The organism is Levilactobacillus paucivorans (assembly GCF_001437125.1).
In the GTDB taxonomy this organism is placed as follows: Bacteria; Bacillota; Bacilli; order Lactobacillales; family Lactobacillaceae; genus Levilactobacillus; species Levilactobacillus paucivorans.
On the sequence record NZ_JQCA01000022.1, the window covers coordinates 1 to 15,561 of the forward strand.

Below are 15,561 nucleotides of genomic sequence, written 5' to 3' on the forward strand. Positions count from 1 at the left end.
CCACTTCTAAGAATAGATTCTTAGTGTTGCACTTGATTTGACAATTGAGGAAGAAAATCCAAAATTAAAATCAACTGAAAAAACCGAAACCGTTGACCAGATGATTGACCGGTTAACGGCTAAAGCCCACGACGCCCTGTGTGCCATGGACGACTTTACCCAAGAAAAGGTCGACCACATCGTCCACCAGATGGCGATTGCCGGTCTCGACCAAAACATGACATTAGCCAAGGCGGCCTTCGAAGAAACTGGCCGTGGGGTCATGGAAGACAAGGCCATTAAGAACATGTTTGCCACCGAAGAAATTTGGCACTCGATCAAACATGACAAGACCGTCGGCATCATCAAGGACGACCGTGAACGTCAATTGATTACCGTTGCCGAACCTTTAGGGATTCTGGCCGGGGTTACGCCTGTGACGAACCCAACGTCAACGACACTCTTCAAGTCATTGATTGCCGTGAAGACGCGGAATCCAATCATCTTTGCCTTTCACCCACAGGCCCAGAAGTCTTCTGTGATGGCGGCCAAGGTCGTTCGCGACGCCGCGATCGCTGCCGGTGCGCCAGAAGGCGTGATCCAGTGGATCGATAAGCCTAGCTTGGATGCCACGACGGCGCTGATGAATCACCCAATGGTTGCCAGTGTCTTGGCCACCGGTGGTCCCGGCATGGTCAAAGCGGCCTACTCAACCGGTAAGCCAGCCTTAGGGGTTGGCCCTGGTAATGGTCCAGCCTACATTGAAAAAACGGCGAAGATCAAGCGGGCCGTCTACGACATCGTCCTTTCCAAGACATTTGATAACGGGATGGTCTGTGCTTCTGAAAACAGTGCGGTCATTGACCAAGAAATCTATACCGCTGTTAAGCAAGAGATGCAAGATCGTGGTGTCTTCTTCATTAAGAAGGCCGACGAAAAGGCTCTGGCTGATGCGATGTTCCGACCAGAGGGTGGCGTCAAGGGCCCAATCGCCGGGATGGCTGCGGTTAAGATTGCGGCATTAGCTGGGATTGAAGTGCCCGCTAACACCAAGGTCCTGGCAGCTGAATTGAAGGGTGTCGGACCAAAGTTCCCACTCTCTCAAGAAAAGTTATCGCCAGTGATTTCCGTTTACAAGGCAAAAGACAAAGCGGATGCCTTCCAAATCTGTGATGACCTCCTCCACTTCGGTGGGCTGGGTCACACGGCTGGTATCCACACGACTAACGACGATCTCGCCACGGAATTTGGGATTAAGATGAAGGCCAGCCGGGTCCTCGTCAACACGCCTTCCGCTATCGGTGGGATTGGGAACCTCTACAACGAAATGATTCCTTCATTGACGTTAGGAACCGGGTCATGGGGTAAGAACTCCGTGTCTCATAACGTTTCCTCATTTGACCTGTTGAACATCAAAACTATTGCAAAGCGGCGAAATAACATGCAGTGGATTAAATTACCTCGCGTTTACTTTGAAAAGACATCCGTTCGTTACCTCGACGACATGCCTGGCATCAAGCGGGTCTTCCTGGTTACCAGCCCATCAATGGTTGAACTGGGTTACATCGACACCGTCTTAAATGAATTGAAGCGTCAACCAAATGGGATCGAATACTCCTTGTTCTCTGACGTGGAACCCGACCCAACAACCGACACGGTTGAACGTGGGGTAGCGCAGATGCGGACCTTTAAGCCAGATACCATTATTGCTTTAGGTGGGGGATCACCAATCGATGCTGCGAAGAACATGTGGTTATTCTACGAAGATCCTAACGCTAGTTTCTTCGGCGCTAAGCAGAAATTCTTGGATATTCGGAAGCGGACTTACAAGTTCCACAAGCCACACAAGGCCCAATTCGTGGCCATTCCAACGACATCTGGGACTGGTTCAGAAGTGACGCCATTCTCCGTCATTACTGACTCCAAGACGCACGTGAAATACCCACTGGCTGACTATGCTTTGACGCCTGACGTGGCCATTGTGGATTCACAATTTATCCAAACGGTGCCAAAGAAGACGGTGGCTTACTCCGGATTAGACGTATTAACCCACGCCATTGAATCCTATGTTTCCGCCATGGCTTCCGACTACACGCGGCCATGGTCGCTGCAAGCCATCAAGTTGGTTATGGAAAATCTGACGGCTTCTTACAATGGGGATGTCACGGCTAAAGAGGAAATGCACAACGCCTCAACGTTAGCCGGGATGGCCTTTGCCAACGCCTTCCTCGGGGTTGACCACTCGATTGCTCACAAATTAGGTGGAGAATTCGGCTTGCCTCATGGTTTGGCTATCGCGATCACTTTGCCACACGTTATCCGGTACAACTTCCAGGAACCAACGAAGCTGGCGATGTGGCCTAAGTACGAAACCTTCAGAGCCGATGAAGATTACGCTCAGATTGCCCGTTACTTGGGGTTAGCCGGGACGACTAAGGAAGAATTGAAGGAAGCCCTCGTCGCTAAAGTCATTGACTTGGCACACTCAGTTGGCGTGACCTTGAGCCTGAAGGCTAACGGCGTGGACAAGGCGCACTTCGACCGGACCGTGGACAAGTTAGCTGAATTGGCCTTCCAGGACCAATGTACGACGGCCAACCCACGGGAACCACTCGTGTCTGAACTGAAGCAAATTATGATTGATGAATACGACGGCAAGAACGTCGAAGAATAAGCAACACCGGGCGGTACTCCAGCGAGGGTACCGCCTTTTTTATGCATGTGGTAGGGGCAAAGTGCTAGAGGGCCGCATGCGGCTGCCAGGGGTTACGCCTGCTGTGGGGACGCTTCAGCCTGAGGATCAGGCTTCTCGCTCGATTTGAAGCCCCGCTAAGAGGCGCGGGTCTTCAAAGTCGCCCGTGGTGTAAGGCCGAGAAGCCCACTCGGTCTAACACCACCGTCACGGCTGGCTTCACCCCTGGCCTCCTCCGGCTACGGTTGTGAGTTGCCATGAAATGGTGTGACGGTAGCCGATGGTTAGGATGAGACGATGGTCGACATACCAAGATGGTTAATGGTAATCGGTGCGAGACGTCGACTGGGTAGCTATGTTTTAAGTGATATTGTCTCCAAAAGGATCGGTTTTCTACTATAATAGTAACCGCTAGAAGTTAACATCTCGGTGAATGGGTGAGTCGCTGTTCGGAGTTTGTTGCCGAGGGCTTATTTGGAGGATGATAGCTCAAAAACAAGCAATTTTATAAAATAAGCCGGGACCCGCTCCCTAATTTTGACAAAAATGGGGGTGATCGAACGTGAAATTTGCATGATTTTGCGTGAAATTGTCGCGAAAGAGTCAGAATTTCATCAAATTATCATGAAAAATGACCGTTTTTTTCGATTTTTCGGTGCAAAAGACACGGGAAAAAAGGTCTCTTTTTGGCTAAAATGGGTAAAAATTGGGCGATTAAAGCGGTTTATATTACAACAGGGTAACAAATATTACGGAATGTCATACTGTAATATTTTTCTTAACGCTGGTGTAACCTAACACCAATCTCACTGACATAACCATCAGTTATTCTAATAGCCGTTAAGCAAACAAAGGAGGACATTCATTTATTATGAATATCAAAAAAGCTTTAGTTACGACTCTTGGAACGGTTGCCGTTGTCGGTGCCGGTTTCTTCGCCACTAGCGACACGGCAAATGCCGATGTTAAGGTTACGGTCAAGCAGGGGGATTCTGTTTGGTCACTAGCTAACAAGTATGACTCATCTGTAAATGCTATCGAAAAGGCAAACAGCCTGGCTAACAGTAGCTTGATCTTTGTTGGCCAAAAGTTGAACGTGCCAAACAGCACGCAAACGACTTCGACTAGTTCAGCTAACGTTGCTAGCCAAAACTACAACACCGCTAGCCAAACGCAAAACACGACTTCTACCCAACAACAAACCACGACTAGCAGCAACACTGCTGCTTCTACTGGTGTGTCTGGTTCAGAAGCCAGTGCCAAAGCTTGGATTGCTGGTAAAGAATCTGGCGGTTCTTACTCAGCACGTAACGGTCAATACGTTGGGAAGTACCAATTGAGTGCTTCTTACTTGAACGGTGACTACTCTGCTGCCAACCAAGAAAAGGTTGCCAACAGCTACGTTGCTTCCCGTTACGGTTCATGGTCTGCTGCCCAATCATTTTGGCAAGCAAACGGCTGGTACTAAAACTCAGCTCATTTAACGTTTAAATTCAAGTAAGCACAGCGGATGCAGGTCCGCTGTGCTTTTTTGTTGCGCTGAAAATGAAATGGACGGAGATGGGATAGCTGTTTGAGTTGAACATGGACCGTTGCGTGAAAATAGGTCATTGCGAATAAGTTTCCGATGTAAGGACTCTTACGGCTAACTTACCTGACAGCGTGGCGCAAAGTTGTCTGTGAAGAGACTGGATAACGGCCAATTTTCTTTCGCTAGGAATGACTTGGCACACTGTCTTTTACTTATATTTAGGAAGAAACGTTCTGCGAAATGGTTAAAAAGCACCAAAATTTCCACTTTTTTGGCGAAAGATCGCGGTATATTGCAGAAAAGAACAGCGAAGATGACCGCCGAAACTCCACTTTTTCTCGCTAAACCGTCACACCACAGCAACATAAGCCCTAGAAAGTCCCCGTATGTTGCGGCGTGGTTAACCATGTTACGGTTTGTCATGTAAGGCGATTTTTCTTAATCAGCGTGTAACTCAGTATCAACCACCGTGTAACCTCCACAGGTTATGATAGGTCTCGTTAAGTAATTGAGACACAGACCGCTTCACTAATCAAAGGAGGACATTCATTTTATGAATATCAAAAAAGCTTTAGTTTCTACATTAGGTACTGCCGCAGTATTAGGTGCCGGGTTCTTTGCCAGCACCACTTCCGCTAACGCCGACGTCCGGGTGTCGGTTAAGTCCGGAGACACGGTTTCTAAGATTGCAAACCAATACAACTCCAGTGTGTCATCAATCGAAAAGGCTAACAACTTAAAGAACGTTAACGTCATCTACGTGGGTGAATCTCTGGTTGTGCCATCAGCTTCGTCAACCAGCACGACTACGACTAGCAGCCAAGTTTCAACGCCTAGCCAAACCACGACTTCGACTTATTCTGCTAATACTAACAACTCTGCCAACTACACTGGCACTAATAACTACAGCAGTCAATCCGCTTCTACTGGGACGACTAGCTCTGCTTCAACGACGTCAACTTCCGGTAACAGTTCATCCGCTAAGGCATGGATTGCCAACAAGGAGTCTGGTGGCTCATACTCAGCTCGTAACGGCCAATACGTTGGGAAGTACCAATTGAGCGCTTCTTACTTGCATGGGGATTACTCTGCCGCTAACCAAGAAAAGGTTGCCAACAACTACGTGACCTCTCGTTACGGTTCATGGTCCGCTGCCAAGTCATTCTGGCAAGCAAACGGCTGGTACTAAAATTAGCCAACTTAATTAACTGAAGGTAATAACGGTGGCGGTTCCTCTTTGGGGGAGCCGTCATTTTTGCGTACGCGGAATCCCGTTGTGACGGGGTTTGTCGGTGTAAACGATTCAAACTAGAATTGGTTGTCATCATTTTGTAACATTTACTCAATTTGCCTGTAACAGTCGAAGCTTATGCTGGGGTTACTGAAGAACAACCAGACAAGGAGGAACCGGCTTGAAATTAAAGGCACTGTTGATGACGATGTTAATGATGGGGACGTTGGTTCTGTCTGGCGTGACGACGTTGGTGGGGTCAACCACCACAGCCGAAGCCAAGGTCACTTACGTTTGCAAGCTTTCCAAGCAAGAGCGGCAGGCAAAGAAGTGGATTGCCATGAAGGAATCCGGTGGAAACTACAAGGCCACGAACGGTCTTTACTATGGTCGTTACCAGCTCACCCGGTCCTACTTAAAAGGGGACTACAGTAAGGCTAACCAGGAGAAGACGGCGGATCGATACGCCCATAGCCGTTATGGTACCTGGGTCAAGGCTAAGCGCCACTGGTTGGCTTGTGGCTGGTTCTAAATCATGATGAGTAGCGGCTCGGGATTTTCCTGGGCTTTTTATTTTGGCGTTTGCCAATAAAGAAAAATGGCGTCAAATTCAGTATTTACGCTGAATTTGACGCCATTTTTAATTAGGATTCGGCGAGTGGTTCTTGTTTCATAAGCAGGTGGAACTTGAGAACGATTAGTAGGTTGAATCCCACGATCATAGTCAGGAGAATTCCCCAAGCGGTATTGGTGCCGGTATTCGTAGAGATGGCTGACCGTAAGAGATCGATCAGGTAGGTCATCGGTAGCCATGGATTGAGCCGTTGAGCAAAGGAGCTGACCAATGGCGTCGGGTATAAGCCGCCAGAACTTGCGAGTTGTAGAACCAAGACGATCGAGATGAGCCAGGTGCCGAAACCACCGAGTAGGAGGCGAAGGCAAAAGATGAGGGAAAGAAATAGAACTGATCCCAGGAGAATGGCCCAGAAGAGGGCGGACTCCGAGCGGACGGTTAGGCCGTTAGCTTGTCGTAGCGTAAAGAAGAGTAGGCCGCTTTGAATGAGTGCAACCACCCCGACGACACTGGCTTTGCTTCCCCACCAAGTGAGGGCTAAGCGTGGCTTGCGGTAAAATATCGCCCCGTCATACATGGTTCCCAGGGCAATCCCACCGACGTAAAGGCCAATTGCAATGGCAAATGGTGCCATCCCGGTACCATTATTGGGAACCTTGGCAATATCGTGGCTTTGAACTGCCACGGGTTGCGCTAAAGCCATTGCTGTTGCCGTGGTATCGGCAATTGTTGCGAGTTGTTGATGGCCATTAGTGAGAGCCTGCCCCATCGTAACGGATCCTTGCTGGAGGCGCTGAATACCTTGCTGCGAGGCGGTTAGGCCCATGGTCAACGCTTGATTGTGAATCGGTGTCGTGGCGGTCAGAAGTCTTTGCGTTCCCAGACCAAGTTGCTGGCTCCCAGCTGAGAGAGCAGTCGTTCCCTTGGCCGCGGCAGCCATGCCGGCAGATGCGCCGTGGACAGCGGTTAAGAGGGCTTGAACGTTCAACTGTGTGACTTCTCGGCTGACTTTGGTCGTAATGCTGGTGGCCATTCCGCTAGTAATCTTGGAAACAATGAAGTTCTGGCCGGAGTTTTGGGTGTAGTGAAGTTGCATTTGCTGGGGATGAGTCGTGAGTAAGGTCGTCGCGTCCTGAGAGAAGTCGCGGGGAACCGTGACGACGAGATAAACTTTCCCGGATTTTAGTTGTCGCTCTGCTGTGGTTGCCGAGAGATGGTGGAAGTCGAGGCTGTCAGATCGAATGAGGTTGTGGGTGAGTTGTCGGCCAATCGCAATCGTTTTACCATGGGTCGTTGCTGGTCGGTCGTGATCCACGATGGCTACGGGAATATCATCGGTATGACCATAAGTGTTCCACATGGACGATAGGTAAAGGTAGCAGTAGATTGCCGGGATTAGGGCAATCATGAGTAGAACTAGAATCAGAGATTTGTGTTGCCATAAAGCGTGCCATTCACTCTTTAACATGAAAATCCCACCTTTCGAGGAGCTGTTGCGTTGCTCTAAAACACCCTTAGCGTAAGGCCACCGGCCAAGTGGTGCAATCGACAATATAGGTGGAAGTGTTGGGTAAAAATGACCAACATTGTCGTGAGTTTTCCCATAAAAGGCTGGCTTGATTAACTGAAAAGGCCAACAACAGGTTTACCGGAAGTGTTGATTGACGCTGTTAAAGAAAAGTTATCTAATTGATTTAAAATGGCGTGATTCAGTGAGGAGATGATGGCATGGAGACAGATACGCGGGTTCTGACAACGGAGGTTAAGTTGCAGCGGGCTTTCGTTAAATTGCTTGCAGACAAGGGATTTGACCGTCTCACAGTTCGAGATTTAGCTCGTGAAGCCACGATTAATCGCGGAACCTTTTACCAGCACTATTTGGATAAATTTGATTTACTAACGAGCTATGAGAATGAGCTGGTGGGAGCCGTGCAGGGAATTTTTACACAGTATCCCAAGCCAATGGGGAAAATGGTACCGGATCAGCGGGATGCTTTTTGGCAATTGTTTCAATATTTGTATCACCAACGGGCTTTGAGTGCCGCATTATTGCGGTGTCCGGCGTCAAAGATTGGCCCCCGCCTCAAGGCACTCATTGTGATGATTGTGGCGGTTCCAGTCGATGGTGAAGCTGCGATTCCACAAGACATTGCGCAGGAGATCGTGGTCCAGGGAGTTCTCGACTTCATTCGTTATTGGTTGACGCGTGACGTGGTTTTATCTCCGCAGCGAGCCTACGCGATTTTCAAGGTAACACGGACGCTTTCACCCCAACAATTAGTCGGTGACAATGAAAGCTTTTCAAATAATTCTTGAAAGCGGATACAAAGTTGATTACACTAGTAATTAACTGAGAAAAAAGCGTAGGAGGAAATTATGGGAAAAACATTGGCAATTAACGCGGGAAGTTCAACACTGAAGTGGAAGCTCTTTGAAATGCCTGAGGAGACGGTCATCGCATCTGGTTTGGTCGATCGTTTAAATCTGCCTGGCTCAATCTTTAAGGTCAAGCTGGCCAACGGCGAAAAATTTACGGATACCCAGGACAACATCACCAATCAAGAAGCGGCGGCCATGGTATTGACACGCCTCAAGTCCTACGGGATTTTGGACCACTTGAGTGAAATCACCGGTGTCGGTCATCGAATCGTCGCCGGGGGTGAAATCTTCAAGGATTCTGCGCTGATTACGCCGGAAGTCTTGGACCAGATCAAGTCTTTAAAGGACTATGCACCGCTCCACAATCCGGTTCAGGCCTATTACATCGAGGTCTTCCAGCAGTTATTGCCTGATGCCCAACAGGTTGCGGTCTTCGACACCTCCCTGTATACGGATATGCCGGCCGTGAACTACATGTATAGCCTGCCTTACGAATACTACGAAAAGTTTGGGGCCCGTAAGTACGGGGCTCACGGGACTAGCCACCGTTACGTGGCGCACCGAACCGCAGAACTTCTCGGCAAACCCCTAGAAGACCTGAAACTGATCACCCTGCATTTGGGCTCTGGTTCCTCGGTCACGGCGTTTGACCACGGTCAGGCCCTCGATACCTCGATGGGTTTCACGCCCCTCGCAGGGGTCATGATGGGGACACGTTCGGGGGATATCGACGCTTCCCTGGTCGCCTTCCTGGCGGAGAAACTCCAGATTGATATGCCAGCCATGGTGGATATTTTAAACCACAAGTCTGGGCTGTTAGGGGTGTCCGAATTGTCACCCGATCAACGTGACCTGGAAGACACCCAAGACGAGCGACCCAAGTCCAAGCTGGCTTTGGATATGTTCGTTAACCGCGTAGTCCGCTATGTGGGGAGCTATGTGGCCGAACTCGGTGGTTTGGATGCCATTGTCTTCACGGCTGGTTCCGGTGAGAATGGGATCGCCATGCGCCAGGCCATTGCTGATAAATTGGGAGTCTTCGGTGTTGCCATCGATCCCGCTAAGAATGACTTCCGGGGTGAAGAACATATCGTGAGCCCGGACAACGCAGCTGTTCAGGTTCTGGTCGTGCCAACCAACGAGGAACTTATGATTGTCCGCGACGTGGACCGTTTGTCCCATTAAATTCTGTTAAAAAAGGCCGATAGGCCGCCTTGTGAAACTGGGCCGCCTGCGGCTGCCAGGGGTTACGCCTGCTGTGGGGACCGCCTGCAGCCAAAGGGCGGGCTTCCGGCTCGCTTGGAAGCCCCGCTGAGAACCGCGAGTCTCCCAAGTCGTCCCAGTCTGTAAGGCCGAGAAAAGCGCTCGGTCTTACAGACTCGTCACGGCTGGCTCCACCCCTGGCCTCCTCCGGCTCAGGTGGTGAGTCATGGCGGTCTAGGTTTGGGAGTTATCGAAGTCTTCTGCTGGTATCACAAATTTAACAGTCAAAAAAGCCCTCAACCGCGCTGGTTAGCATGGTTGAGGGCTTTACAATTGTTGCGATTTTTAAAGCATAAGTGAGATTGCTTGCGGGTCAAGATAACAGACAAACATACTGGTTCGGATTGGACCTCATTGTTAGAACGGTAGTGGCCAATCTGGTATTGTGGTTTGTCATCAGACGGAAATTACCGCATCTGAAGATCCCGACGGCGGTAACCCAGCCAACCGACGATAACCAGAACGATAGCTAAACCAATCATCCAGCTAAAGGTCGTCCAGTCGACCGCGTGTTGCGGAATCCGGGGCATCCAGCCAGCAGGGGTGACATTCTTAACCCAGCTAGGCAGCTTGAGTAGGCTCCCCATGTAGACGGAGACAAAGCCCAATGCCAGGTAGAGCCAGGTAAAGGTCTTGATCCGTGGCCAGCAGCCGACGAGTAACACGGCAATGCCCAGGAAGACCCAGATTTCGGGAAGTTGTCCGGCAATACCTTGCCAGAATTCGTGGGCACTGATGCCGTCCTTCACGTGATCCAGACTGGCATCCCCCATGACGACGATCCCACCCAGACCGCCAATGTAGGCCAGAGTGCTGGTCAGAAAGGCGGGACCCACGTAGCTGAAGAAGAGGCGGGTGCGGCTCACTGGCCGCGCGTAAACGGCTTCCAACCAGCCCCGAGTTTCGTCGGTGTGGGCCTTTAAGATTAGCTGAATGCCAGGGATGGTGGCCACGGCGGCCATGACGACGGCCAGGAGTGACGTGAAGCTTAACAGGACTTTGTGGTTAGCCTCGTGGACCATGGCCGCGCCGAAGACCTGTTGCATCGTCGGGTTGGTCTTAAGGATGTCACCGATGGTGTTGAAGACCGTTCCGTAGGCAACTCCGAAGATGATGACTGCGAGGATCCACGCGATAATGACGTTGCGTTGGCGCCGCCATAATAGGGAAAGTGGGCCCCGTAGAAAGGCAGAGGCGCGACGCTTACCCGGTCGTGTCGTCAGCGCACCGGCACCAAGGTCTCGGCGATTGTTGGCCATGACGGCCAGACCGAAGAGAATCAGGGCGGTAGCCAGACTCAACCAAACAGGTAGCCAATTGGCGTCGTTGTATGGCGCTAACTTTTCCACCCAACCCAATGGCGACCACCAGGTGAGTCGTGGATGCTGAACATCGGTGATCATCCGGGCTAAATAGCTGATGCCAAAAAGCGTGTAAGCAATTCCGGTGGCACTGGCCGAGTGATCGGCCACCTGGGCCGTCAAGAGGCCTAAGAAACCGAATAGGAGGCCGGTAGTGGCCAAGCCAATCCCGATTAACCAGTTCCCTTCAAGCGAAGCACCAGGCATGTTAGCGGCGGTTAAACCGACACTGTAGAGGATGCCCAGGAGGCCATTGACGATGACTAGTTCCCAGGCCGCGGCGGCCAATGGGGCGGCCGTGCCGACGGCGTGAGACCGCACGAGTTCGGTAATGCCCAGGTCTTCCTCACCACGCGTGGCGTGGACGCTGAGGGCAAGGTTCATGACGACTTGAATCAGCGCCATGAATAAGAGCATTTCATTGGCAAAAATTTCGGCGGTTGTGACCTTTCCCTTAAAGGAGAAGGCCCCAAACATGGCGACGATCCCCGGGCTAGCGAGGGTCCCCTTGATGGCGGCAATCTCGGATTGCGTGCCGTAGATGTCTTCAAACTTCCAAGCCACACTGGCCATCAGGGCAGCTAGAATGACAATCCACATGAGAATCCGGAAGCGATCGCGGCGAAAGGCTAACCGGATCAGTTGACCGGTACGTCCATAACGTGACATGGCGATCACTCCTTTCCCGTGTAGTAGTGCATGAAGAGATCTTCAAGAGTTGGTGGCGTACTCTGTAGGGCCATGACCTGGTGTTGCGCCAGGGTAGCCATGATGGTGGCTAATTGCGAATCTTCGACGGCAAATTGCCACTCGTGGGCTTGATGGCCAGCGGTGACACCGTGAACCCCGGGCAGGGTGGTCACGTCAAAGTCATCGCCCAGCGTAACAGTAACCATGGTGCGCGTCAGGTGGCGCATCTCAGCGAGACTCCCGGTCTCGATGATTTGTCCCTCACGGATGATCCCGATGCGGTCACACATGCGTTCCACTTCAGAGAGAATATGACTTGAAAGCAGGACGGCCTTGCCACGTTGCTTTAAGTCTAAGACGGCTTCCTGGAAGACCCGTTCGTTGAGTGGATCGAGCCCAGAGGTTGGTTCGTCAAAGATGTAGAAATCGGCATCTTGGGAGAAGGCGGCAATCAGCGCCACCTTCTGGCGATTCCCTTTGGAGTAGGTCCGCGCCTTCTTGGTCGGATCAAGCCCGAACTGTTTGATTAGGGCATCGGTCTTGTCGGAATGGGCCGTGCCGTTCATTTTGAGTAACAGATCAATGATTTCGCCCCCGGTCAGATTTGGCCAGAGGTATACGTCGCCGGGCACATAGGCCAGACGTTGGTGGATCGTGACGCTATCGTGCCAGACGTCCTGACCGAAAATGGTGGCCGATCCGCCAGTTGCGCGGATCAACCCCAGGAGTACTCGGATCGTGGTTGATTTACCAGCACCGTTAGGTCCAATGAACCCGAACACCTCACCGGCATTCACACTGAAGGTGATATCTTTTAATGCTTGAAAACGGCCAAACTTTTTCTGTAACTGATGAATTTGTAAAATAGGCTGTGTTGCCATTTGAATCCCCTCCTCACGGTTATTAAATCGCTATCATCGTAAGCCTTGGTTTGGGGGAAGTCAATAGAAAGGTGAACTATTTATCTAAAATAGTTCACAAAATTTAAATACGCTGGGGATGAATGTGCTAAAATAATAACAGCTAAGAAGAAACCGCTGACATTTTAAAAAACAGGCAAGGGGACGTGAACCAAGTGGCAACGAACCAAGAGAGAAAGGACCAACAGCGGCGTAAAATTTTGGCCGCCGCGACCAAGTTATTTCTACGCGATGGCTATAAACCCACACACGTGAAGGGCGTGGCGGATGAGGCCAACGTGTCGCAGGTCACCCTATACAAGTACTTTGATAGTAAGTATGATTTGGCTCACCAGGTCGTCTTGGATCTCATCGTGGGTGGCTATGCCCAGTACCGAACGGTGGTCGATGACCCCAAGAAGTCCTTCCGTGAGGTCGTTCAGTTCATGATGAAGACCAAGGTGAAAGTCTCCGCCGGCATGAGCCAGGACTTCTACAACTTCACGGTCGCGGACATGCAAGGAAAGTTCGGTAACGGTGAGGCTAAGGCCACGTACGATGCTGGAAAACAATCCTTCTGGGATGCCGTCATTCAGCGCGGCAGAGACGCGGGGATGATTAATCCGGATATCTCCAACGCAGCTTTGACGATGTATTTGGACATGTATGTCGATTACTTCAGTTCACCGGACCACGATATTCCCGAGTATCGGCAACTGATTGACCAATTAATGCACTTATTCTTCTATGGGTTCGTGGGGCTTGCCCCGGACACGGTGGAAGGAAAAACTTCTAAGGAGCGTAAACATGACGGAAAATGATGTTTTAGCAGCAGTTCGAGCCTTTTCGCAGAGCAAAATGGGGGATGACGAGACCGGTCATGGCTTTGATCACATTCAACGCGTCGTCAGTCTCGCCGATAAGTTAGTGCGGGAATATCCCGCCGCTAACCGCGTGTTGACGGTCACCGCCGCCTACCTCCACGATGTCATTGATGAGAAGCTGGTTGAAGATACCGCCGCAGCCAGTGCCGAGGTGCGTGACTTTTTGACCCAGCAGGGCTTCAGCGCCGCCGACAGTGACACGGTTTTTCTGATTATGGACAACATGTCTTATCACAAGACGATTGATGGGACTGCCAAGCCACTGCCATTGGAAGGTCAAATCGTCCAAGATGCCGATCGGCTGGATGCGATTGGGGCAATTGGGATTTCTCGGGCGATTTATTTTGGCGGTCATTTCGGTGAAAAGATCTACGATCCAGCTGTTAAGCCCCGAACAAGCATGACGCATGCCGAGTACCGGAACCTGGACAACGAAACCATTATTAACCACTTCTACGAAAAATTACTCAAACTGAAGGACCTGATGAACACCGACGCCGCTAAGCGGGTGGCCGAACACCGGCAACAGGTGATGCTCGACTTCCTGGCAGAATATAAGGCCGAGTGGAACGCCCAGGCATAAAAAATGCGTGGTGATTAGTCATTTTTTCAGTTATTTTCTTCACAAAATGACAAATGCAAAATCCCAGTATAACGGGTTTCTTAGTTTGTTTTGTATATTATTTACAAAAATAGCTTGAAATTTGTAACTTTTTTACATATACTAGGAGTCGTTAGGTTGATGCGAATTTTCGATTAAAGGAAGGAACTTAAACCATGAAGATTGGATTAGTTGGATTAGGAAAAATGGGTAGTAACTTAGCTCAAAACATGATGGACCATGGAAATGAAGTTGTGGCATTCGATTTGAACCAGGACTTCGTTAATGAAGCTGCCGGATTTGGTGCACAACCCGCAACCTCACTCGAAGACTTGTTAAGCAAGTTGACCACGCCCAAGATTGTTTGGTTGATGTTGCCGGCCGGTAAGCCAACTGACTCGACCATCACCACGCTGACGGAAAAGTTGAATGCGGGCGATTTCATTATCGATGGTGGGAATTCTTTCTGGAAGGATTCGGCGGCCGCTGCTAAGGTAGCGGAAGCCCAAGGTATCAACTTCTTCGACTGTGGGACTTCCGGTGGTCAAGCCGGTGCCCGCGAAAATGGTAACTTCATGATCGGTGGGACGAGTGCCAAGGCCTTTGAAACCCTGAAGCCACTTTTCGAAGGCATTTCCGACAAGAATGGTTACCTCTACACCGGCGCTGCCGGTTCCGGTCACTACCTGAAGATGGTCCACAACGGGATCGAATATGGGATGATGGAAGCCATCGGTGAAGGGTTCGATGTCCTGGCTCACAGTGACTTCGATTACGATAACGAAGCCGTTGCCAAGCTCTGGAATTCGGGTTCTGTGGTTCGTTCATGGCTGATGGAATTGATTCAAGAAGCCTTTGCGGATGACGAGAAGTTGGATGACATCAAGGGTGTTATGCACAGCTCTGGCGAAGGTAAGTGGACCTTACAAGAAGCCCTGGACCAACAAGTGGCAACGCCAGTTATCGGGCTTTCCCTGATGATGCGTTACCGTTCAATGGAAACCGACACCATGACGGGTAAAGTCGTTGCCGCCTTACGGAACGGCTTCGGTGGTCACGCGGTTGACAAGGCTAAGAAGTAAACTTTAAAATTGAATTTTATGGAGGGACTGGCAATGATGCTGGTCCCTTTTTTCTTGTGTCAAAATCACTATTGAGGAGAGCCAGATGCGATTTGCGTTTGGAACGCTGGGAGAAAATTTTTAATAGGCCGTTATGTCTGAAAATACTAGTGGCAATCTTTTAGGGACTTGAATTTAACCAGTATTCGGAGCCGGAGGTGGGCGAGGGAGACGTCCTGTGTCGGTGGTGTTAAACCGGTGAACTTCCGGTTCTACAGCACGGGACGTCTTTGGGACCCACGCCCCTTGTGGGGCTCGAAGGCGAGTCCGAAGACCGGGTTTTGGCTTCGGGCGTGCCCCATAGGACGTCTCCCTCACCCACCGTAGGTGGCGTAATTAATAAGGAATATAAATTC

The 15,561-nt window shown here is 50.5% G+C and carries 13 protein-coding genes; 10 read left to right on the plus strand and 3 right to left on the minus strand.

Annotation, left to right across the window (positions count from 1 at the left end):
• Positions 1-43 precede the first annotated feature (43 nt).
• The 5 genes from adhE to IV54_RS01330 all read left to right on the plus strand — a co-directional run bounded on the left by adhE (position 44) and on the right by IV54_RS01330 (position 5,965).
• On the plus strand, positions 44-2,653 hold the full coding sequence (gene adhE, locus IV54_RS01305; RefSeq protein ID WP_272947286.1) for a bifunctional acetaldehyde-CoA/alcohol dehydrogenase: 2,610 nt from the start codon (positions 44-46) through the stop codon (positions 2,651-2,653).
• Positions 2,654-3,223: 570 nt separating this feature from the next.
• Positions 3,224-3,469 (plus strand): hypothetical protein, encoded by a 246-nt coding sequence (locus IV54_RS01310; protein ID WP_157054320.1) that lies wholly within the window; start codon positions 3,224-3,226, stop codon positions 3,467-3,469.
• Between the two features lie 73 nt (positions 3,470-3,542).
• Positions 3,543-4,139 carry an aggregation-promoting factor gene (apf, locus tag IV54_RS01315; protein WP_057877597.1) on the plus strand — a complete coding sequence of 199 codons (597 nt, stop codon included), beginning with the start codon at positions 3,543-3,545 and terminating at the stop codon, positions 4,137-4,139.
• A gap of 616 nt (positions 4,140-4,755) precedes the next feature.
• Entirely contained in the window at positions 4,756-5,391 is a 636-nt protein-coding gene (gene apf / locus IV54_RS01325) for an aggregation-promoting factor (RefSeq protein ID WP_057877599.1), read from the plus strand.
• A 223-nt stretch (positions 5,392-5,614) separates the two neighbouring features.
• A complete protein-coding gene (locus IV54_RS01330; protein WP_057877600.1) occupies positions 5,615-5,965 on the plus strand; it encodes an aggregation-promoting factor C-terminal-like domain-containing protein in 351 nt (116 codons plus the stop codon).
• Positions 5,966-6,077: 112 nt separating this feature from the next.
• Here the strand turns inward: IV54_RS01330 and IV54_RS01335 are convergent, their stop codons facing one another.
• A complete protein-coding gene (locus tag IV54_RS01335; RefSeq protein ID WP_057877601.1) occupies positions 6,078-7,475 on the minus strand; it encodes a YhgE/Pip family protein in 1,398 nt (465 codons plus the stop codon).
• 260 nt (positions 7,476-7,735) lie between these two features.
• On the opposite strand from IV54_RS01335, the gene IV54_RS01340 reads away from it, so the two are divergent.
• On the plus strand, positions 7,736-8,323 hold the full coding sequence (locus IV54_RS01340; protein WP_057877602.1) for a TetR/AcrR family transcriptional regulator: 588 nt from the start codon (positions 7,736-7,738) through the stop codon (positions 8,321-8,323).
• Positions 8,324-8,383: 60 nt separating this feature from the next.
• Positions 8,384-9,571, plus strand: coding sequence for an acetate/propionate family kinase (locus IV54_RS01345; RefSeq protein ID WP_057877603.1), 1,188 nt, complete (start codon positions 8,384-8,386; stop codon positions 9,569-9,571).
• Between the two features lie 485 nt (positions 9,572-10,056).
• Here the strand turns inward: IV54_RS01345 and IV54_RS01350 are convergent, their stop codons facing one another.
• Positions 10,057-11,679 (minus strand): ABC transporter permease, encoded by a 1,623-nt coding sequence (locus IV54_RS01350; RefSeq protein ID WP_057877604.1) that lies wholly within the window; start codon positions 11,677-11,679, stop codon positions 10,057-10,059.
• A gap of 5 nt (positions 11,680-11,684) precedes the next feature.
• Positions 11,685-12,581, minus strand: coding sequence for an ABC transporter ATP-binding protein (locus IV54_RS01355; protein ID WP_057877605.1), 897 nt, complete (start codon positions 12,579-12,581; stop codon positions 11,685-11,687).
• 194 nt (positions 12,582-12,775) lie between these two features.
• Between IV54_RS01355 and IV54_RS01360 the strand changes: the two genes are divergently transcribed.
• From IV54_RS01360 to gnd, 3 genes are all read left to right on the plus strand, one after another.
• Positions 12,776-13,420: a TetR/AcrR family transcriptional regulator gene (locus IV54_RS01360; protein WP_057877606.1), complete on the plus strand. Its 645-nt coding sequence runs from the start codon at positions 12,776-12,778 to the stop codon at positions 13,418-13,420.
• Positions 13,407-14,066 carry an HD domain-containing protein gene (locus IV54_RS01365; protein ID WP_057877607.1) on the plus strand — a complete coding sequence of 220 codons (660 nt, stop codon included), beginning with the start codon at positions 13,407-13,409 and terminating at the stop codon, positions 14,064-14,066. Before IV54_RS01360 ends, IV54_RS01365 begins: the two co-directional genes overlap by 14 nt.
• 194 nt (positions 14,067-14,260) lie before the next feature.
• Complete coding sequence (gnd, locus tag IV54_RS01370) at positions 14,261-15,166, plus strand: phosphogluconate dehydrogenase (NAD(+)-dependent, decarboxylating) (RefSeq protein WP_057877608.1); 906 nt, start codon at positions 14,261-14,263, stop codon at positions 15,164-15,166.
• Positions 15,167-15,561: the final 395 nt, after the last annotated feature.

What these genes read in the sequence shown, in the direction of transcription:
- apf (WP_057877597.1), top strand. Translation starts at nt 3,543, where the DNA reads ATGAATATCAAAAAAGCTTTAGTTACGACTCTTGGAACGGTTGCCGTT.
- apf (WP_057877599.1), top strand. Translation starts at nt 4,756, where the DNA reads ATGAATATCAAAAAAGCTTTAGTTTCTACATTAGGTACTGCCGCAGTA.
- IV54_RS01335 (WP_057877601.1), bottom strand. Translation starts at nt 7,475, where the DNA reads ATGTTAAAGAGTGAATGGCACGCTTTATGGCAACACAAATCTCTGATT.
- IV54_RS01340 (WP_057877602.1), top strand. Translation starts at nt 7,736, where the DNA reads ATGGAGACAGATACGCGGGTTCTGACAACGGAGGTTAAGTTGCAGCGG.
- IV54_RS01345 (WP_057877603.1), top strand. Translation starts at nt 8,384, where the DNA reads ATGGGAAAAACATTGGCAATTAACGCGGGAAGTTCAACACTGAAGTGG.
- IV54_RS01350 (WP_057877604.1), bottom strand. Translation starts at nt 11,679, where the DNA reads ATGTCACGTTATGGACGTACCGGTCAACTGATCCGGTTAGCCTTTCGC.
- IV54_RS01355 (WP_057877605.1), bottom strand. Translation starts at nt 12,581, where the DNA reads ATGGCAACACAGCCTATTTTACAAATTCATCAGTTACAGAAAAAGTTT.
- IV54_RS01365 (WP_057877607.1), top strand. Translation starts at nt 13,407, where the DNA reads ATGACGGAAAATGATGTTTTAGCAGCAGTTCGAGCCTTTTCGCAGAGC.
- gnd (WP_057877608.1), top strand. Translation starts at nt 14,261, where the DNA reads ATGAAGATTGGATTAGTTGGATTAGGAAAAATGGGTAGTAACTTAGCT.